Source organism: Undibacterium sp. 14-3-2 (genome assembly GCF_016595265.1).
GTDB classification, from domain to species: Bacteria; Pseudomonadota; Gammaproteobacteria; order Burkholderiales; family Burkholderiaceae_D; genus Undibacterium; species Undibacterium aquatile.
In genome coordinates, this window is record NZ_JAENGS010000001.1 from 837,589 (window position 1) to 857,241 (window position 19,653).

A 19,653-nucleotide genomic window follows, 5' to 3' on the forward strand; every position below is an offset into this window, starting at 1 on the left:
CGCATAGGCTGGATCAAAATATCACATCAATATCCGCTCCAGCATCGGCGTCAGGGCGGTGGCGTTTGCCACCGTTGTTCTATCTTTGCGTACGTTCCGTTTGCCCTGATCGTAACCAAGCCACTGTCGAGTAACTGTGCGTAGCGGGCGGCACCTGGCCAGGACTTTGAAAAGCTGACAAACAGCTTGTCTTCCAGCGCAACACCGACCTGCTTAATTTTCCCCTGAAATTCTTGCGGATGAGTGACGCGGAGGTGATCGGCAACTCTGGTATAGACCAGTGAATAATCCGACCTTCCGCGTAATAATTTACGTAAATTTGACAGATCAGACGGTGCGGTTTCCCGGATTATTCCAGCATCATTCTCGATGTCGCTGCCGTAGGTATAACCGTGGGTGACGCCAACCTGATGTCCGCGTAGATCCAGTCTGGTTATGGGTGGCAGCTTATCGTTTTCTCTGGCATAAATTCCGATGACAGCTTTGAATATTGGCTCTTTGTGAAAGATAAACAGCGACGCAAGTTTTGCATCTTGCAAGCTGTCGAAGCAGCCGAGTGCTTGACCAGTTTGTGCCAGCATCAGGCAACGTGAATAGGGTGCCGATGTAAATTTGACCTGAATACCAGCAGCGGCATACGCGGCTTCAATGATGTCGGCGGCAAAGCCGCGAATCCTGCCATCTTTTAGCCCGGAGTATGGGTACCAGTCATCCTCACCAATCAATGTGATCGTTTCAGCCCTCGCAGCCGCGAGGCTGTTGCCAGTGATAAAAACGAACAACAGCAGCAAACGCAAAAAACGCACAGTGATGTTGCTTGTACTACGGATCGTCATGCAGATATGGTTGGAGATAAATATTGATCGCTATTGATCATCATATTGACGTATTTTGATGGAATTACATAGACCTGATTTTCACTTTTCCCGCTCTCTGCATTTTTTCACAATTCAAAAGCGTCGATGGTCGATGTCGTTTACATTACTAAGTAGTGACGATCAATGCGTCTGTGAGTTATTCAGGGAGATGGCGCATGCTGTTACACCTGAAAAAAGGAAAACCCACGCCAGATCAGTCCTGAGACGCGGGTTTTCCAGGGGAGGCGTTGCTCAGCTTAGCTGTTCTATCTGCGCAACAGGTTGACGATTTTTCACAGATGTGGAACGCGGTACTGCTTTTGTGCGTGATTGCTGAGCATATGACACGTGTTTTGCTGATGTCTGCGACGAACGATGAGTCAGCTTGAAAACTGATAATGCACTGACCAGCGTTGTGGTCTGGGTTTCCAGGCTCGCTGCTGCGGCTGCCGCTTCTTCTACCAATGCAGCGTTTTGCTGTGTCACCTCATCCATCAGCGTAACCGCATCATTGACTTGCAATATGCCTGCACGTTGCTCTTGTGAGGCTGAGGCAATTTCTCCCATGACGCTCGTTACTTTTTCCGTTGTGGTGATAATTTCCCGCATGGCACCGCCGACATTACTGGTGAGCGATGAACCTGTCTGAATTTTTTGCATGGATTCATCAATCAGTTCTTTGATTTCTTTTGATGCAGACGCACTGCGTTGCGCCAGATTACGCACTTCTGACGCCACGACGGCGAAGCCGCGTCCCTGTTCGCCTGCGCGGGCAGCCTCGACCGCAGCATTTAACGCCAGAATATTCGTTTGAAATGCGATACCTTCGATGATGCCTGTAATTTCTATCATGCGTTTGGAGGAATGGCTGATGTCATCCATCGTCGCGACCATCTGATCAGAAATTTTTCCACCACTGCCAGCGATATGTAAGGCCTCGTTCGCCATGGTGCTGGCTTGTGTTGCATTGTCAGAGTTTTGCGATACGGTGGATGCAAACTGTTCCATACTGGCGGCGGTTTCTTCAAGCGAGGATGCCTGCGATTCAGTTCTGCTGGATAAGTCCAGGTTGCCTGCCGCAATCTCTTTGGTTGCCAGCCCTATTTTTTCTGCATTCTTGAGGACATCACCGACGATAGAATGCAGGTTAATTCGTAACTGCCTCAGCATTCGTAATACCTGTCCCAGATCATCGGTACGGCTGGTATTGATTTCGCCGGTCAGATCGCCGCCCGCCATAATTTTGCAGGCTTCCAGCGCCCGTCGGCTGGGAATCGTGACGGCCCGGTGAAAGTTGTACCACGATGACAGCGCGCTGAAAGTGGACAGAAACAGCAGTCCTGTCAGCCATTGACTTTCAGTAGCCGGGTTTATCGTCACAAAATTGCAGATCAGCGTAAAAATAAAAGAAGTGACCATCAGAGCCGCGGTCAGGGCGAGGTGATGATTGATGGAGAACCTGAAGCGAGAACGTAGCCGGGCAATAAAATTATTACTGCGGGCTCCACCCTGATGCAGGCGGATGTTATTCGGGTTGCCGTTTTTCAGCTCTGCATACAATTTTTTTGCATCACTGATTTGTTGGGGCGATGGCTTGGTACGTACAGACATATAGCCGACTGGCTTACCATCCTCAATCACCGGTGTGACATTCGCACAGACCCAGTAATAGTCGCCATTTTTGCAGCGATTCTTTACGATACCGGTCCATGGTAAGCCGGATTTGACTGTGCTCCATAAGTCGGCAAAGGCTTCAACGGGCATGTCAGGGTGACGAACAATATTTTGTGGTGCACCTATCAGCTCATCTGCTGTAAAACCACTGACTTCAATGAAATAAGGATTGGCGTAAGTAATGTTTCCTTGTAAGTCGGTGGTCGAGACAATTGATTCTGTATCACTGATCGGATGTTCATTCTGACTGACAGGCATATTTAAACGCATGGTATTCCTCTTTCATGATCTGAGCGGCTGGAATCTCCGCATCCTGTTTGGTTCAACATAAATTCTCAGTACTGCTTTGTGCAGCTTGAGATGCATTGAAACATTCAATATCACTCTGCGTATTTGATAAAAAAAGAACGATGTGACTTACAGGTTAATGTCAAAAATCAGAATAACTAAGCAGGTGATATGCATTAAAAAAAGCACTCAGAATGTCAGAGTGCGGAACATATTCAGCGATCAAGAATTGCTCGTTTTCGACTCTACGCCAAGAAAATATAGCTGACAATAAGTAAATTTTTTGCCGGTAAAAGGAAAGTTGCTCAGTGGATACGTCGCAATTTATTGCGTCGCTATTGACGTGCAAAGTTAAATGCAGTTGCAAGAGGATGGGTGTGATCAGTGCCAATCTGGCTGTTTTACAGGCAGGAACGGATCTTATTTGCTGCAAAAAAGGACTGACTGACTTAACTTTAATTAACGTTTTACGGTAAACGAAGGGCTTAACGTATGACATTAATCAGACAAAATGGGCGTGCTGTCGGTGACTTGAGCTAAACAATGCGTTCGCACCAGACGCGGTATCAAAAGTCTGCAATTATGGGCAACTATTATCGTTGGCTATGTTGAATAAATATGCGGCTGCTGGCACGAAACGATGCCAGAAGCCGCATATATAACGGAGGTGTCGCGGAAATTAATGCACTTTAATGTGCTTCTTCCCAATTTTTTCCTATACCGACTTCTGCCAGCAAAGGAACGTGCAGCTGCGCCACATTCGCCATCAGTTCTGGCAATTTTTTGCGTACCAGTTCGAGTTCAGATTCCGGTACTTCGAGCACAAGTTCATCGTGGACTTGCATGATCATTTTTGATTGCAAGTGATCGTTTTCCAGCCAGTTTTGCACTGCAATCATGGCGAGTTTAATCAGGTCGGCAGCAGTGCCTTGCATAGGCGCATTGATCGCTGCACGTTCGGCGCCCTGACGACGCGGGCCATTCGGGCTGTTGATTTCTGCCAGCCACAGTCGCCGTCCGAACACGGTTTCGACATAGCCGTGTGCCTTGGCTTTGGTGCGGGTATCGGCCATGTATTGCGCAACGCCGGGATAGCGCTGAAAATATTTGTCGATATAGCTTTGTGCCGCAGCACGTTCTATGCCGAGATTGCCGGCGAGGCCAAACGCACTCATGCCGTAGATCAGACCGAAATTAATCACTTTCGCGTAGCGTCGTTGCTCACTCGTGACATCATCAAGCGCAACACCAAAAATCTCAGCGGCGGTGGCTTTATGCACGTCTTCGCCATCGGCAAAGGCTTTCAGTAAGCTGGCATCACCGGAAATATGCGCCATGATGCGTAATTCGATTTGCGAATAATCAGCGGAAATAATTACATGCTCAGGTGCTGCGACAAAGGCTTCGCGGATACGCCGGCCTTCTGCCGTGCGTACCGGAATATTTTGCAGATTCGGATCGTTTGAGGCGAGTCGCCCAGTCACCGCAACGGCCTGCGCATAGTTGGTATGCACGCGACCCGTCTGCGCGTTCACCATTTTCGGCAGTTTGTCGGTGTATGTCGATTTGAGTTTTGCGAGGCCGCGGTATTCCAGCAATACTTTGGGCAGCGGGTAATCTTCCGCAAGTTTTTGTAAAACTTCTTCATCCGTCGACGGCGCACCGGAGGGCGTTTTTTTGACGACGGGCAAACCCAGTTTGCCAAAGAAAATCTCACCGAGTTGTTTGGGGGAATTCAGATTGAACGGTTGTTCTGCGAGTTCGTAGGCGTTTTGTTCCAGTTCCAGCAAGCGTTTGCCGATTTCATTTGACTGAGCATTGAGCAAATCTTTATTGATCAGGACGCCGTTGCGTTCTATCTTTTGCAGGACGACCGAAGTCGGTAATTCTATGTCGTGATAGACGCGTTGCAAGCTGGCGTCTGTTTCGATTTCTGGCCACATCGCCAGATGCAATTGCAGCGTGATATCGGCATCTTCCGCGGCATAGTCTGTCGCCCGTTGCAGCTCGACCTGATCGAAACAGATTTGCGCCGCACCTTTGCCGCAGACGTCTTCAAAGCTGATAGTTTTTTTACCGAGATGGCGCAGCGCAAGGCTGTCCATGTTATGCGATTTATGCGACTCGAAGACGTAAGATTCGAGCAGGGTGTCATGGACGATGCCGCGCAGAGCGACGCCATGATTTGCAAAAATATGCGTATCGTATTTCAGGTTTTGTCCGACCTTGGCTTTGCTGTCATCTTCCAGCCACGGCCTGAGTTTTTCCAATACCGATTCGCGCGACAGTTGTGCCGGTGCATCGGCATATTGGTGTGCAACAGGAATGTAGCAGGCATGACCTGCTTCGCAGCACAGAGAAATCCCGACCAGTTGCGCTGTCATCGGTTCGAGCGAGGTTGTTTCAGTATCGACAGCGGTCAGGTCGGCAGCATTGATACGTGCGATCCAGGCATCAAGCTGGGCTTCGGTTAACACGGTTTCATAGTTGCTGATGACAGTGGATGGTGCCGCATCGTCATCATTGAATAATCCAGCCTGTGCTGGCGTATTACCTGAACCAGCAGTGGTTTTTGCTGTTGAACTTAACGGCGTCGCGCCCGCCGTTGCATCGCCGGATAATTCACGTAGCCAGGTTTTAAAACCATAGCGTTTGTAGAACGCGAGCATCGCTTCTTTGCTTTCTTCTTTCGCGACCAGCGATTCATCGATAGAAATATGATGTGCTGATAAATCGCAATCCGTTTTGACGGTGATCAGTACGCGCCCCTGCGGCAACCAGTCTAATGCCGCACGGAGGTTATTGCCGACCACGCCTTTGATCTTGTCTGCATTGGCGATCACGCCATCCAGGCTGTCATATTCGGCCAGCCATTTGACCGCTGTTTTGGGACCGCATTTGGTCACACCGGGAACGTTATCGACGGTATCGCCGATCAGCGTCAGATAATCGATGATACGCTCAGGCGGTACGCCGAATTTTGCCAACACGCCTGCTTCGTCAAGCTTTTCGTTGCTCATGGTGTTGATCAGGGTGACGTGGGGATTCACCAACTGAGCAAGATCTTTGTCGCCGGTAGAAACGATGGTATTGAGGCCGCGTGCCGTTGCCTCGACAGCGAGTGTGCCGATCACGTCATCGGCTTCGACGCCTTCGACCATCAGGATAGGCCAGCCCATGGCTTTGACGGCTTCGTGTATCGGTTCTATCTGCAGGCGCAAATCATCAGGCATGGCAGCACGCTGTGCTTTGTATTCGGGATACAAATCGTCACGGAAAGTTTTGCCTTTTGCATCAAATACACATGCCATGTATGCTGCCGGATAATCACTGCGCAAACGGCGTAGCATGTTGATGATGCCGTAGATGGCGCCGGTTGGCTCTCCTTGCGGATTGCGCAGATCGGGCATGGCGTGAAAGGCTCGGTACAGATAACTTGAGCCATCGACTAATAACAGGGTATTTTGCATATGAACGGAAACGGAAACAGAAAAGATGTAACGAGGTTGCGCCAGATTATCGACAGAGATAAGGCAACTGCCTTAAAAGCGCGTGAATCGTGGCATATGTTCACGATTATGGCAGAGTTTATCGAGTCCACCGAGCGGCTTTCAACGATACGGCCAGCGGTGACTATCTTTGGTTCAGCCAGAACCAAACCAGAAGACAAATACTATCAGCTCTGTGTTGACCTTTCCCGCCGCTTGTCAGATCAGGGTTTTGCAGTTATTTCCGGTGGCGGCCCCGGTATTATGGAAGCCGCGAACAAAGGTGCCTATGAAGGTGCCTCGCCATCGGTAGGACTGAACATCGAATTGCCACATGAGCAGCGTACGAATCCGTGGCAAAACATCAGCCTGAGTTTTCGCCATTTTTTTGCACGTAAAGTCGCGTTTGTTAAATATGCCGATGCGTATGTCGTGTTTCCCGGTGGCTTTGGCACGATGGATGAAGTCAGCGAAGTCCTGACACTGATACAAACCGGAAAGACGCGGCATATACCCGTGATTCTGGTGGGCACCAGTTTCTGGAGCGGCTTACTGGAATGGATCAGGGTACAGATGGCTGGCAATGGCATGATTGCGCCGTCGGATCTGAATCTGGTGCATCTGATTGATGAGCCCGCAAATATTGTCGATGCGATTTTTGCCTTCTACGAAGCACGCGATATCGAGCCTTCTGAAGACGAACGGCAACGCATGTTGTACTTGTAATCACAGGACAAGAAATGTCCGCCAGTGATGATGCCAGACAAGAAAAAATGCAATGAAACAGAATAAAACGAATAAATCAAATAAGCCGTGTCAGAAGATATGGCCGATGGGCGCGCTGTTGCTGGTCATGCACAGTGTGAACGCTGTGGCACAGACTCACTGCGTTCAATTGGAAAACGACGCAGAGAGACTCGTCTGTTACGATCAATTGCATAACAGGAATAAGAGTGTGGCGGGTGCAAATGCCGTTAATCTTGCGCCTGCAATGACAGCGGAAACCGTCGTTTCACCTATTGCACCGGTTGCCGTTGTTGCAGAAAGTGAGGCGCCGCGCTCGTTTCTGAGCGAGCGGGTCGACGGATTGACCGAGCGCTGGGATCTTGATCCATCGAATAAAAATCCACGGTTTTTACCGCGTTTGTATAAACCTGTGTACATTTTGCCAGCGACCTACAGTAGTCGGATCAACAAGGCGCCATTCTCGCCGACACCTGGGCATCAGTCCGATGCGATGGGACTGAGCCCTGCCGAAGCAAAATTCCAGTTGAGTTTTAAGTCCAAGATTATTGACGGGTTATTTGGCGACCGCGCGACGATCTGGGGCGGCTATACGCAATCCTCACGCTGGCAGGTGTACAACGACGATTTGTCGCGACCATTTCGTGAAACGAATTATGAACCGGAACTGATGGGGGTATTTTTCACACCGTTTGAACTGATGGGATGGCATGGACGCATGGCTTCGGTCAGTTTAAACCACCAGTCGAATGGCCGCTCCCTGCCTTTATCCCGCAGCTGGAATCGTGTGATTGGTGAAGTCGCTGCTGAGCGTGGTGATTGGAGCCTCAGTCTGCGTCCCTGGTGGCGTATCAAGGAGACGGCTGGTGCAGATGATAATCCTGGTATTGAAAATTATATTGGCCGGGGTGAGTTGTTATTGACCCGCAAAACCGGCGAGCATATTTTTACTTTTCAGGGACGGCATAGTTTGCGTTCTGGAAAAGAATCCCGTGGTTCCGTTCAACTGGAATGGGCATTTCCGCTGGTTGCTGGTTTGCATGGATATGCCCAGATATTCAGTGGTTATGGCGAAAGTCTGATTGATTACAATTTCCGGCAAAACCGGTTTGGCCTCGGTATTTCCCTGGTCGAGTGGCGTTGATAAAAAAAGAGCCCGTCGTTGATAACTGACGGGCTCTTTTTTGAGATGAATGACGAAACTGCAGGTTCAGGCGACATTCAGCAGTATCAGACCGAGCAAGGCGGGCAATGCCTGGATGTAGAGAATTTTCTTGCTGGCAGTTGCCGCACCGTACAAACCAGCGAGCAGAACGCAAGCGAGAAAAAACACCTTCACATCAAGTCCGGCGCTGCCGAGGCTGAGTCCCCAAAATAAGCCAGCTGCGAGAAATCCATTATACAAACCCTGATTTGCTGCCAGCACTTTGGTGGCAGCGGCGGATTCTTTGGTTTGCCTGAAGGCTTTCAGTCCCGCTGGTTTTTCCCATAAAAACATTTCCAGTATCAGAATGTAGACATGTAATAACGCAACCAGCCCAACGATGACGTTTCCGATTAAAGACATGCAGATGCTCCTTTTATATTATTAATTATGATGATCATAACGGATCTTGCATTTTTGAGCATCAGTCCAGCCAGTTAACGCGATTAAATTTGTTTTTAAACTCTTCCGGCATAGGAACGACTTTTCCCAGTTGGTAGTTAAAAAACACAAAACCTGATTTTGCCATTGCAACCTGCGCCTGATCTGCTGGGCGGCTGATGCGGAAAGTAATGTCGCCGCCGTATTTATTAAAATCCATCACGCCGACTTCAAACAGCAACTGGTCTCGCGCATGTCCCTCGGCTTTATAGGTTGTCGCCAAGTCTGTGACGATAATGCCGATACCATCCTGAGCCGTTTCCCGGATGCCGAACTCAAACAAGAAACGGGCACGCGCTTCAGAAATCATCGAGATCATGGAATCGTTACCAAGATGATTGGCACCATTGATATCAGTGACGCGAACGGTGAGCTGAGTGGAATAGTAATACTGGTCTTCAGGGAAATGCAATTGCAGGCGAGCCATGGGGATGTTGAAAAAGACGTAAAGTGTGATTGTAGTCGTTTAGCCGTTCAGAGGCGATCTTCGGCTGCTTTCTAAGTTGAATGTCCAAGCCGCCAGCACGTCTTAATGCATGGAATCGGAACCTGCTGCGGTGAAGACAAGACATCGCTCGCATTCATCATTCCGGATTCTGAGGCAGTCAGCCCGGCGGCTGGCGGTTTGCCAAGGATAGTCAAACCCGCGTAAAATGGCGGTTTCGCGGGTGTAGTTCAATGGTAGAACGGCAGCTTCCCAAGCTTCATACGAGGGTTCGATTCCCTTCACCCGCTCCAGTAAATTCTTCCTTTGATTTCCCGTATGCCTGATTCCAAGCCTGCTGACAGCAGCAAACCGCTGTTTTATGACCCCACTGAGCGCCGCATCCGCAGCTTTGTGACCCGCGCCGGACGTTTGTCTGATGCGCAGGCGCGTGCGATTGAAACTCTGGGGCCGCGTTTTTGTATTCCGTATAAAAAAGAGCAACTTGATATTGACGCGGCTTTTGGCCGTCATGCGCCGACGGTATTTGAAATTGGTTTTGGCATGGGTGAAACCAGTGCCAAGATTTCTGCCAGCATGCCTGAGAAAAATTTCATCGGCGTTGAAGTACACACGCCGGGTGTGGGCAGCCTGCTGAAACTGACCGATGAGATGGGCTTGCAAAACCAGCGCATTATTCAGCATGATGCATTCGAAGTCTTAACCAATATGATTGCGCCAGAGTCTTTGCATGGTGTGCACGTGTTCTTTCCCGATCCGTGGCACAAGGCGCGTCACAATAAGCGCCGCCTGATACAGGGACCATTGGTGCAATTATTGGCGTCACGATTGGCGTCTGGTGGTTATCTGCATTGTGCGACTGACTGGGAAGAATACGCCGTGCAGATGCTTGAGGTGTTGAGCGCCGAGCCTGCGCTGGAAAATACGGCAGATGGCTATGCGCCACGTCCTGACTATCGTCCGGTGACCAAATTTGAAAACCGTGGTCTGCGTTTAGGGCATGGCGTCTGGGATCTGGTGTTCCGTAAAAAATAATATCAGCAGTAGCTTAAATAATGGCAGCCAGTGAATCTGAGCTGCCTTTTTTATGCTGACGTTTTACTGATAAAACGCACATGCAATTCACCGAGCAGCCCGAAACTGACGCTGATATCTTCATGCAACGGAACATCGGGGCTGCCGGCATAAGAGCCGGTAATAATGGCCTGACCTGCCTGCAAGCCCTGACCACGGTTGCGCAAAAACTCCACCAGCCAATACAGCGGTGCACGCGGGTTACCTGCCGGATGCACACCAGAAAATTCTTGTGGCGTATGTCCGGCGCAACTGATCTTTATCGGCATCGTTTGTAAGTTTGCCGCATCGTCGGTATGAATGTCGGTGTGAATGTCTGTATGAATAACCGGGCCAAGACATAAGCCCTGATTAAACAATCCATCGGCAAGATGTTCGGCAAAAGTAGCCGCGTCGGGATAGCTGTAACGCGTGCCTATCAATTCCAGCGCCAGTCGTGTTTCCCGGATAGCCGCATCGATTTCGGCAACCGTATAAGACTCTGCGCGAGCCGGTAAATCACGTCCGAGTATGAAGGCCAGTTCCGGTTCTATGCGTGCGCATTGCTGATCGCTCCAGACCGGACAGGTATCAGCTTCTTGAAAAACGGTGTTGGCATAAATCGGTGCGAGCACCACCGTATTTGCACCCGGCATTCCGCATTTCCATGCGGCTATTTTGTCACCAGATTGCGCACTGACTTCTGTTTGTATCGCCAGTGCCTGATCCAGATTTTGCGGGCGGCAGGACTCTGGTAATCGTTCGCCTTTGCTGCCATTACGCCTGCGTTGGAGCAGGATAGCTGCAGCTTCAGAAAAGCGCTGTTGTTGATCCGATTGAAACGGGGGCATATCCAGATGCTCCATTGTCATGTCAGGTCGCGTGCAGTTCTGCAATCAATTGCAAAATTTCTGCGCCATAACTGTCGAGTTTTTTATCACCGACCCCCGAAATCGCGCGCAGCGCGGTCAGTGTTTGCGGTGCGTTGCGGGCAATTTCACGCAGCGTGGCGTCGGGGAAAATCACATACGCCGGAACATTGTGCGTGCGTGCTGTTTCGACGCGCCACCAGCGCAGTTTATCGAATAATGCCTGCTCTTCCGCGCCCAGTTCGGCTTCGGCATAATCTTTCGCAGACTGGCGTTTATGTTTCACCGCTTTTTCTGCTTTTTTGTATTGCCGCAACTGAACTTTGGTTTCGCCGCGTAAGACAGCGCGCGATGCTTCGGTCAGTTTCAGCGAGCTGTAATTTTCATAGTCAACGGCAATCAGGCCGAGTGCAATCAATTGACGCAGAATCGCGCGCCATTCGGCTTCGCTTTTGTCTGATCCTATGCCATACGTTGACAACTGTTCGTGGCGCCACTGTTGCACGCGCTCGGTATCGATGCCGCGCAAGATATCGACGATGTGACCAGCAGCAAAACGCTGATCGACGCGGTAAATGGTGGACAGAATTTTTTGTGCCGCGATCGTGCCATCAAACGAGGTCGGAGGGTTGATGCAGGTGTCGCAGTTGCCGCAGGGTTCGGATGCTTGTCCGAAGTAATCGAGGATATGTACGCGACGGCAATTCAGAGTTTCGCACAGTGATAACATGGCATCAAGCTTGACGCCTTGCACGCGTTTATAGGTGTCGTTGGCTTCTGATTCATCGATCATGCGGCGCTGCTGTACCACGTCTTGCAAGCCATACGCCATCCAGGCATTCGCGCTGGCGCCATCACGCCCGGCACGCCCGGTTTCCTGATAATAACCTTCGACGCTTTTTGGCAGATCCAGATGCGCGACGAAACGGACATCTGGCTTATCTATCCCCATGCCAAACGCAATCGTGGCGCACATGACGATGCCGTCTTCGCGCAGGAAGCGCGCCTGATTGCGGCTGCGCTCAGTCATGTCCATACCGGCATGATAGGGCAGGGATGTGATGCCGTTTTCATTGAGAAATTCGGCAGTTTCCTCGACTTTTTTGCGCGACAGACAATACACGATACCGGCGTCACCCGCATGCTGCGCCTGAATAAAATCCAGCAACTGCTTACGCCCGTTGCCTTTCTCGACGATCTGATAACGGATATTCGGGCGGTCGAATGAGGACACAAACTGCAGCGCATTTTCCAGGCGCAGACGATGGATTATTTCATCGCGGGTTTGCTGATCGGCGGTGGCCGTCAGCGCGATACGCGGTACATGTGGAAAGCGTTCGTGCAGTATCGACAGACGGATATATTCAGGACGGAAATCATGTCCCCATTGCGATACGCAATGCGCTTCGTCAATCGCGAACAAGGCGATATCGACGACTTCCAGCAATTCCAGGCAGCGCTGTGTCAGCAAACGTTCGGGAGCGATGTAGACCAGATCAAGCTCGCCTTCGCGCATCTTTTTTTCAACCGCAAGGATCTCGTCAAAACTCTGGGTGGAATTCAGAAATGCTGCGCGCACGCCGACTTCGGCCAGTGCATCGACCTGATCCTGCATCAGCGCGATCAGCGGTGACACCACGATACCAACGCCGTGACGGATCAGTGCCGGAATCTGATAACACAGCGATTTGCCACCGCCGGTGGGCATGAGTACCAGTGCGTCACCACCGTGCACGACATGTTCTACGATCTGGCCTTGTTGCGAACGGAAAGCGGGATAGCCAAATACGGTCTGTAGCAGGTGCAGCGCCTGATCAACCGTATTGGCGGGATAACTTGCTGATGACACTGCTTAATCAACCCATTGAATCATGCCGGTATATGCGGTGATCAGAATCATGATGCCGAACGCGATGCGGTACCACGCGAACACATTGAAATTGTGTGAGCTGATGTAGCGCAACAACCAGCGTACGCAAAAGAAAGCAGAAATAAACGCTGCTACTGTGCCAAGACTGAACATCGGCAAATCTGCCATCGACAATTCGTTTCTGGCTTTGTACAGCGAATAAACCGTGGCGCCCAGCAGGGTTGGTATCGCCAGGAAAAAAGAAAATTCGGTTGCCGCTTTGCGTGACAGTCCGAACAGCATGCCGCCGATAATCGTGGCACCGGAACGGCTGGTGCCGGGGATCAGCGCAAAGGCTTGTGCGATACCGATTTTGAGTGCATCGAGTGGTGTCATGTCATCGACTGTCTGTATCCTTGCATGGCTGTCGTCATGCGTATCGGCACCTTTCTGATTACGTTCTACCCACAAAATAATCAGGCCACCGATGATGAAGGCGAGCGCTACTGGCACCGGCGCAAATAAGACAGCTTTGATGTGTTTGGAAAACAGCAGGCCGAGAATCGCGGCCGGGAAAAAGGCGATCAGCAAATTGAGCGTGAATTTGCGCGCTTTGGGGTCGCTTCCGAGGCCAGACAACACCGAGGCAATTTTGGCGCGGTATTCCCAGCAGACGGCGAAAATAGCACCGGCTTGAATCACGATTTCAAATACTTTTTGCGTCTCGCCGGTGAAATTCAACAGGCTGCCGGTCAGGATCAGGTGACCGGTGGAAGAGATAGGCAAAAACTCCGTCAGACCTTCGACGATGCCCATGATGATAACTTTAACGGCGAGCAGTAAATCCATAGCGTTTGTCACTTGTGTAATCGATGTTGAACCGGGCAATGTTGAACCGGACAGAAACCGCAGTTTTAGCAGGCACGAAGCTTAACATGCCAGACGCGACTCAATTTCGGTTTTTGCCGCCCGCGACCCGGGAAATACGGCCAGAGATACATACTCCCCCCCTATTTTTGAAAAATACGCCTAAGCTCAGCGTATTTGCTGGGCTATTTTAGATACTGGGGGGAGTATATTTTTGCCTGTGTCGCCCAGTTGGGGCAGTGAAACCAATGCCGTGCAGATATTGCTACGGGTGGTATCGGAATTTAATACTTAATTAAAAATTATTGTTGTTCTTGTGTGGTTTAAAGATACTTTGCACATCCATCGTGATTGCTTTGTTGAGTGATGAGATGGAAAACGAATGCAGATGTCTGCACATCATTGCCAGCAGAGGAGATATCACCATGCAAAAATCCGGCATACAAACCAGCGCTTCCCTGAAGCAGCAAGCAAATTCGGGGTCGTATTTTCAGGATTTTCCGGAAACCGCAGAAATTGCGGCGAAGGTGCCAACAAATATGGGGCCGTATCAATTTGTAGTGAAACCATCCCGGCCGACCAAAGGTGCGGTGATGGAAGTTGATCATCAGGGCGCGCGGATTATTTCGGCACATTTACCAACACCATTTGCGCGCGGACAGATACTGAGCGCCAGCATGAATGTGCGCGGTAGTGAGTATTTATTTCTGGCGGCACGTTCAGTATCTAAGTTGATTTCCAATAGCAAATGCTGGTTCGGAATTTTTCGTGCGGATGGCAAGAAAATCTATGCAACGGTACTCGAACAACAGGTCGATCTGGTGAAAGCGCACGATGACGGCGTTTCTCTTTGCTTTCTGAATGGCGACACCATGCGTATGCGCCTGATGTGACCTGCGGCACAGCTACCGCTCTTGTAATTTCATTTTCTATATTGCGTCATCGGACTATTTCGCTTCATCGCATTATTCCCCTTGCGCATCGTCAATTTTTGACGATGCATTTTTTTGCAGATGTTGAATCCGAATCAATCTTCCGTCTATTTTTTACGACTAAATGTCAATCATTGTGTCAATGGTTTGATATAGCCTGAGTTTCCGCAAAGATAGAGTTTTTGCTCTGTTCTGTTTCGTCAGCAAATCGCTTATTCTGAACTTAGTTGCACGTGTTGAGGTCAACGCGTGCGAAACAGAAAGCTACCGGATATGAATGCCCGGTAGTTGAAAGCATGATTAAAATGATATCCAGCAGAATTTTCCCCCGTCACCGTGCATTTTTACGTCCCTTCATTGCGATTGCGCTGGCATTACTGCTGTGCGCGTTGTATTGGGCGCAGTTACTGCGTTATCAGGCATCTGAATTAGAGGACAATAAATATCAGACGCGTTTGCGGGCAGTGCAAATGTCGGCGGCGATGGTGACGCAGGTCAGCTCGTCGATCGCCAGCCTCGAATATCTGGCGCACACGCTCGCAACGAAGTTCGTGACTGACCGTGCACCAGATTTTCCGCGTTCAGTTGAGACCGCACTCAAAACTTTTCCGCGTGACAGCATCTTGCAAATTGCCGTTGCTGATGCCAGTGGAAATCTCGTTTATTCGAGTTTGTCCGACCCGCAGGGCGCTGTACCTAAAGTGTCGATTGCAGACCGTGAACATTTCCAGGCGCATACGCATGGTGGCCCCGCAAAATTATTTATCAGCCGTCCGATCATGGGGCGCGTTTCAGGTAAATGGTCGCTTCAGTTTTCTTATCCGGTGGAGCGTGCGGGTCAATTTGCCGGTGTGTTGGTGCTCTCCATTTCACCAGATTACATTTCCAATTATTTCCGTGAGGTGTTTTCTGGCGGCAGCGATGTCGCATTTGTCGTGCGCAACGATGGCAGCTATCTGGCGCGCTCGGTCATGCAGGATAAGGCGATGACGCAATGGGTCGCGCCGGAACGTGAGTTTGTGCGGATGCCACAAAAAAACCAGGGTGAATATCATGTCAAGGCGAAGGTTGATGGTGTTGAGCGTTACTACGCCTGGAACCGCTTGAAAAACTATCCGCTCGTGGTCAGCGTCGGTCTCGATAGTGAGCGTGCACTGGAGAATTTACATGAGGCGATTTCTGACAGTCGCTGGAGAAATGCGCTGGGTACGCTTCTTATTCTGGCTGCGGTGTCGTGGATTGTTTCTTTATTCGAGCGTGTGCGTCGCAAACAGATTTTGCTGCAAGAGAATATGCAGCGTTTCGAGATGGCGCTGGAAGGCGGTGCATTCGGTGTCTGGGATTGGGATCTGAGTAACGACCATATGAACATCGACACTCGCATTCATTTCATATTGGGTATTACTCCGGACGACCTTGAACAGAGTATTGATGGTATACGGCGTTTGATTCATCCGGATGACTGGCCAGCGGTGTATGCCGAATTGGAACAGGTACGCCACGGTAAAACCGATAACTTTGAGAACGAACATCGAATGCTGCGTAGCGATGGCGGATGGTGTTGGATCAGTGCGCGCGGCAGGGTGATTCTGCATGATGAAGATGGCCGGGCACGCAAGGTGTTTGGTATTTTTACCGATATTTCCGCGCGTCGTGAAGTCGAGGCTGCGCGCATAGAATTAGAGCAACGCCTGACCAAACTGGTGGCGCAAGTACCGGGTGTCGTTTATCAATATCGTCAACGCCCTGACGGTAGCGGCTATTTTCCGTATGCCAGCCCGCATATCGTGGATATTTACGATACGACGCCGGAAGAAGCGGCAAAGGATATTACTTTTCTGCTTGAGCACGTTCATCCCCAGGATCAGCCGCAACTACGCGCCAGTATTGACGAATCCGCCCGCGCGCTGACACCCTGGTTCAACGAATATCGCTTTGTCCGTGATAACGGTGAGATACGCTGGTTAGCCGGATGCTCTAATCCTGAGCGTGAAGCGGACGGCAATACCTTGTGGCACGGTTATATACAAGACGTGACCAAACAGCATGCAGAGCATGAGGCATTGCAACAAAGCGAAGAACGTTTACGCCTGACCGTATTGGCGGTGCAGGATGGTCTTTGGAACTGGGATATCGGCAGTGGCCAGATGCAACTGGATGCACGTTGTCACGAAATGCTGGGTTATCCGGCACACGATGACACTATTCAATTTGATGACTGGAGCCTGTGGCTGCATCCGCACGACAGAACGAGCGTGCTACAGCAATTACAGGCACAAATAGAGCGCAGTGAGCCGTTTCATGTTGAAACCCGTCTGCTGACATCACAAGGTGATTGGTGTTGGGTAGAAATACGCGGCCAGATTACGCAGGAACTCAATGGCAAAGGACAACAGGTCATAGGAACGCAGACGGACATCAGTCAGCGCATGGCCGATACAACCTTGCGCCGTGCCTTGCTCGATAATGCGGCGGCGGCTTTGTTTGTGACTACCCCGCAGCGCATTATCCGTCTGGCAAATCAGCGTGCGATTGATACGTTTTCTGAAGATGGATTGGCATTAACCGGCAGGAGTATGCGTATCATCCATCCTGATGACGATTCTTTTGATACCTTTGGCGGCTATTACAGAATGGTGCGGCAGGATGGCGGTATCAATATTGATTATCAACAGTTTATCGTTGGTGGTGAGTTGCGCTGGTTTGCGGTCCGTGGCAGTTTGCTGGATCCCGATAACCCTGAGGGTGATCTGATATGGACCATGGTGGATACCACCGAGCGCCGGCGGATAGAGGATGCATTACGCAGTACCCGCGCGCACTTATTTGAAGTCATACAACATTTTCCGGGTGGCGTTCTGGCGCAAAATCAGAATGGTGACGTTGTTGTGGCGAACCGCGTGATCTGTGATCTTCTGGGGGTGCAGACGCCTCCTGTGGCGCTGACCGGGATCAACCGGGAAGCCTTTCGCAAAATGATTTCGCAAGACATTCTGGATATATTTGAAGAATCTGTCGAAGATGGCGAATACAGTTTGCCGGATGGCCGCACCATCAGAATTAATCTGATTCCGCTGAAAAACGGCGACGATAATATTGGTCGCCTGATGATCGTCAGTGACGTCACCGAGCGGCGACGCCATGAGCAGAATCTGGAGTATTTAGCGACCACGGATGCGCTCACGGGATTGGCGAATCGCCGCGCCTTTATGGCGCGTCTGCAGGCAGAGCTGACATTGATCGCTCAAGGCGGAAAAGGCGGCATGCTGATTATGCTTGACCTTGATCACTTCAAACATGTGAATGACAGCTTTGGTCACGCTGCCGGCGACGCAGTGCTGGTTTATCTGGCCGGTCTTCTGCACGGCAATACCATGCGTAAAGACGATCTGGCTGGCCGTCTGGGGGGCGAGGAGTTTGCTGTGCTGTTACCGAACACCAGCGCTGAAGACGGCATGATGGTCGCTGAGCGTTTACGTATTGCTCTGGAAGACAGCAAGATCAATTCCGGTGAAGGCCATATCATCAGAATCACTTTGAGCGGAGGTATCGCGCCACTGAATGGCAGCCCAGAGAGCATTTTAGCGGAGGCCGACGCAGCGCTGTATCGGGCTAAAAACAGTGGACGCAACCGCATCGTAAAGGCACAGAAATAAGAATAATGCGGGGTTCAGCGTTTGCATGATGTTCATTGTGGTGCGGTCGCTTTTTCCAGTTCATGCAACCATAACATTGCGTGTTCGCGATTTGTTCCGCACATGTCAGTCGACGCCTGCAAGCCCGAACAGCAGGCCGGTCGTTCAGGCTTCCCAAAAATCAGACATCGCAGATCATCTGCCAGTTGTATACATTTAACGCCCGCAGGCTTCCCTTCAGGCATGCCAGGAATAGGGCTGGAAATCGACGGTGCGATACAGCATGCACCGCAAGCATCACGACACTGCATGGATCGCATCCATTTTTGGGGATAAGGCGGACTGGCCGGATATTGTTCTGCGGAATGCGTTAACAGCATTCTCTGAATTTGCGCGTGTTGGCTTGCGACCGTGAATTCTTTTCATACTTGCTTAGACATCCAATGATTAATGAGCCAGAGTGCGATGGCGTTGCGCTTGGTAGAACGGCTAATACCCGCATGCAGGTGATGCCGTCAGTTCATCATTTTAAGTGCAGAGTTTGGAGTTTTGTCGCATTTGCCTGGTTTTGCCGCTGCCTTTCTTGCATGATGCACAGGAATCGCTGTGTCGTCCGAATATATTCTTGAATCAATTAGTGTTAATTTGTACTTAAAATTGACCTGTTTTTCTGGATAATTTGTTTCTAAATTTAGGGACTCAAACTAAATGAAAAACAAGTCTCACCGTTAGTGAAGAAATCCCCTTGCTGGAAAACCAAAAAATACTGCTATTGATAGCGGTATTTTTTCCGATTTGTAGACCGTCATAAATTCACTTAGGCCACGCATTGGCGTGAGGTCAAAGTCAAATACATTTTTTGAAATCAATAACCATTTTTCAAAACATATTCAAGGGTATTTAGTGCATCCAATAAGTCAATGTAGTGCATAAATACAGGGGCGAATCCAAATTTAAGCACTTGCTGAAGATTGAACTCACAAATAACTCCTTCGTACATCATAGACTGGACTATTCTGTGTCCGTCCTTATGTGTAACTGCAATACTTTTCTGTCCCTGTTCTTGTTGTATATCTAAAATGAGGAATCCATAACTACATAGCGATAATCGACTTTGGATTGCTTTTTGAAAATCAGTCCACTTTGCGCTATCTACACCTTGCTCTTGATAAATAAAAACAAACTCATGTGGTGGGATCATTTTATCTTGAGGTACAACATTCGATTTCGATACTGAATTTACTGACTTAGTCATTGCGACCATAAAATGGTAGTTAAATATATTCTTCGCATGCATGAAATTAGTT

Annotated in this window: 15 protein-coding genes and 1 tRNA gene; 6 read left to right on the forward strand and 10 right to left on the reverse strand. The window is 50.0% G+C overall.

Annotated features, from left to right (window positions below; genetic code table 11):
* Nucleotides 1-50: 50 nt before the first annotated feature.
* The 3 genes from Undi14_RS03740 to polA form a co-directional block, all read right to left on the reverse strand.
* On the reverse strand, nucleotides 51-836 hold the full coding sequence (locus Undi14_RS03740) for an ABC transporter substrate-binding protein (RefSeq protein WP_200177947.1): 786 nt from the start codon (nucleotides 834-836) through the stop codon (nucleotides 51-53).
* A gap of 273 nt (nucleotides 837-1,109) precedes the next feature.
* A complete protein-coding gene (locus Undi14_RS03745; protein ID WP_200177948.1) occupies nucleotides 1,110-2,801 on the reverse strand; it encodes a PAS domain-containing methyl-accepting chemotaxis protein in 1,692 nt (563 codons plus the stop codon).
* Nucleotides 2,802-3,508: 707 nt separating this feature from the next.
* A complete protein-coding gene (polA, locus tag Undi14_RS03750; protein WP_200177949.1) occupies nucleotides 3,509-6,289 on the reverse strand; it encodes a DNA polymerase I in 2,781 nt (926 codons plus the stop codon).
* Here polA and Undi14_RS03755 point away from each other — a divergent pair, their 5' ends adjacent.
* Nucleotides 6,290-7,033 carry a TIGR00730 family Rossman fold protein gene (locus tag Undi14_RS03755; protein WP_186884830.1) on the forward strand — a complete coding sequence of 248 codons (744 nt, stop codon included), beginning with the start codon at nucleotides 6,290-6,292 and terminating at the stop codon, nucleotides 7,031-7,033. It abuts the gene before it with no gap.
* Nucleotides 7,034-7,085: 52 nt separating this feature from the next.
* Nucleotides 7,086-8,195, forward strand: coding sequence for a phospholipase A (locus Undi14_RS03760; RefSeq protein WP_200177950.1), 1,110 nt, complete (start codon nucleotides 7,086-7,088; stop codon nucleotides 8,193-8,195).
* Nucleotides 8,196-8,261: 66 nt separating this feature from the next.
* Here Undi14_RS03760 and Undi14_RS03765 read toward each other — a convergent pair whose 3' ends face one another.
* Both Undi14_RS03765 and Undi14_RS03770 read right to left on the reverse strand, forming a co-directional pair.
* Nucleotides 8,262-8,618: a DUF1304 domain-containing protein gene (locus Undi14_RS03765; protein ID WP_200177951.1), complete on the reverse strand. Its 357-nt coding sequence runs from the start codon at nucleotides 8,616-8,618 to the stop codon at nucleotides 8,262-8,264.
* A 61-nt stretch (nucleotides 8,619-8,679) separates the two neighbouring features.
* Nucleotides 8,680-9,123, reverse strand: coding sequence for a thioesterase family protein (locus Undi14_RS03770; RefSeq protein WP_186884965.1), 444 nt, complete (start codon nucleotides 9,121-9,123; stop codon nucleotides 8,680-8,682).
* 237 nt (nucleotides 9,124-9,360) lie between these two features.
* Here Undi14_RS03770 and Undi14_RS03775 point away from each other — a divergent pair.
* Nucleotides 9,361-9,434, forward strand: a tRNA-Gly gene (locus Undi14_RS03775).
* Nucleotides 9,435-9,459: 25 nt separating this feature from the next.
* Entirely contained in the window at nucleotides 9,460-10,176 is a 717-nt protein-coding gene (trmB, locus tag Undi14_RS03780; protein WP_200177952.1) for a tRNA (guanosine(46)-N7)-methyltransferase TrmB, read from the forward strand.
* A gap of 50 nt (nucleotides 10,177-10,226) precedes the next feature.
* On the opposite strand, the gene Undi14_RS03785 is transcribed toward trmB, so the two are convergent.
* Genes Undi14_RS03785 through Undi14_RS03795 form a run of 3 tightly spaced genes read right to left on the reverse strand, consistent with a single transcriptional unit; the run spans nucleotide 10,227 to nucleotide 13,761 of the window.
* Nucleotides 10,227-11,045 carry a fumarylacetoacetate hydrolase family protein gene (locus Undi14_RS03785; RefSeq protein ID WP_200177953.1) on the reverse strand — a complete coding sequence of 273 codons (819 nt, stop codon included), beginning with the start codon at nucleotides 11,043-11,045 and terminating at the stop codon, nucleotides 10,227-10,229.
* Between the two features lie 22 nt (nucleotides 11,046-11,067).
* Nucleotides 11,068-12,912 carry a DNA helicase RecQ gene (gene recQ, locus Undi14_RS03790; protein WP_200177954.1) on the reverse strand — a complete coding sequence of 615 codons (1,845 nt, stop codon included), beginning with the start codon at nucleotides 12,910-12,912 and terminating at the stop codon, nucleotides 11,068-11,070.
* Between the two features lie 3 nt (nucleotides 12,913-12,915).
* Entirely contained in the window at nucleotides 12,916-13,761 is an 846-nt protein-coding gene (locus Undi14_RS03795) for an undecaprenyl-diphosphate phosphatase (RefSeq protein ID WP_200177955.1), read from the reverse strand.
* Nucleotides 13,762-14,204: 443 nt separating this feature from the next.
* Between Undi14_RS03795 and Undi14_RS03800 the strand changes: the two genes are divergently transcribed.
* Both Undi14_RS03800 and Undi14_RS03805 read left to right on the forward strand, forming a co-directional pair.
* On the forward strand, nucleotides 14,205-14,672 hold the full coding sequence (locus Undi14_RS03800; protein WP_200177956.1) for a hypothetical protein: 468 nt from the start codon (nucleotides 14,205-14,207) through the stop codon (nucleotides 14,670-14,672).
* A 344-nt stretch (nucleotides 14,673-15,016) separates the two neighbouring features.
* Nucleotides 15,017-18,367, forward strand: a complete 3,351-nt coding sequence (locus Undi14_RS03805; protein ID WP_200177957.1) for a PAS domain-containing protein — start codon at nucleotides 15,017-15,019, stop codon at nucleotides 18,365-18,367.
* Between the two features lie 32 nt (nucleotides 18,368-18,399).
* Here Undi14_RS03805 and Undi14_RS03810 read toward each other — a convergent pair whose 3' ends face one another.
* Both Undi14_RS03810 and Undi14_RS03815 read right to left on the reverse strand, forming a co-directional pair.
* Nucleotides 18,400-18,666 (reverse strand): YkgJ family cysteine cluster protein, encoded by a 267-nt coding sequence (locus tag Undi14_RS03810; RefSeq protein WP_200178225.1) that lies wholly within the window; start codon nucleotides 18,664-18,666, stop codon nucleotides 18,400-18,402.
* Nucleotides 18,667-19,211: 545 nt separating this feature from the next.
* Nucleotides 19,212-19,547 (reverse strand): hypothetical protein, encoded by a 336-nt coding sequence (locus tag Undi14_RS03815; RefSeq protein ID WP_200177958.1) that lies wholly within the window; start codon nucleotides 19,545-19,547, stop codon nucleotides 19,212-19,214.
* Between the last annotated feature and the right edge of the window lie 106 nt (nucleotides 19,548-19,653).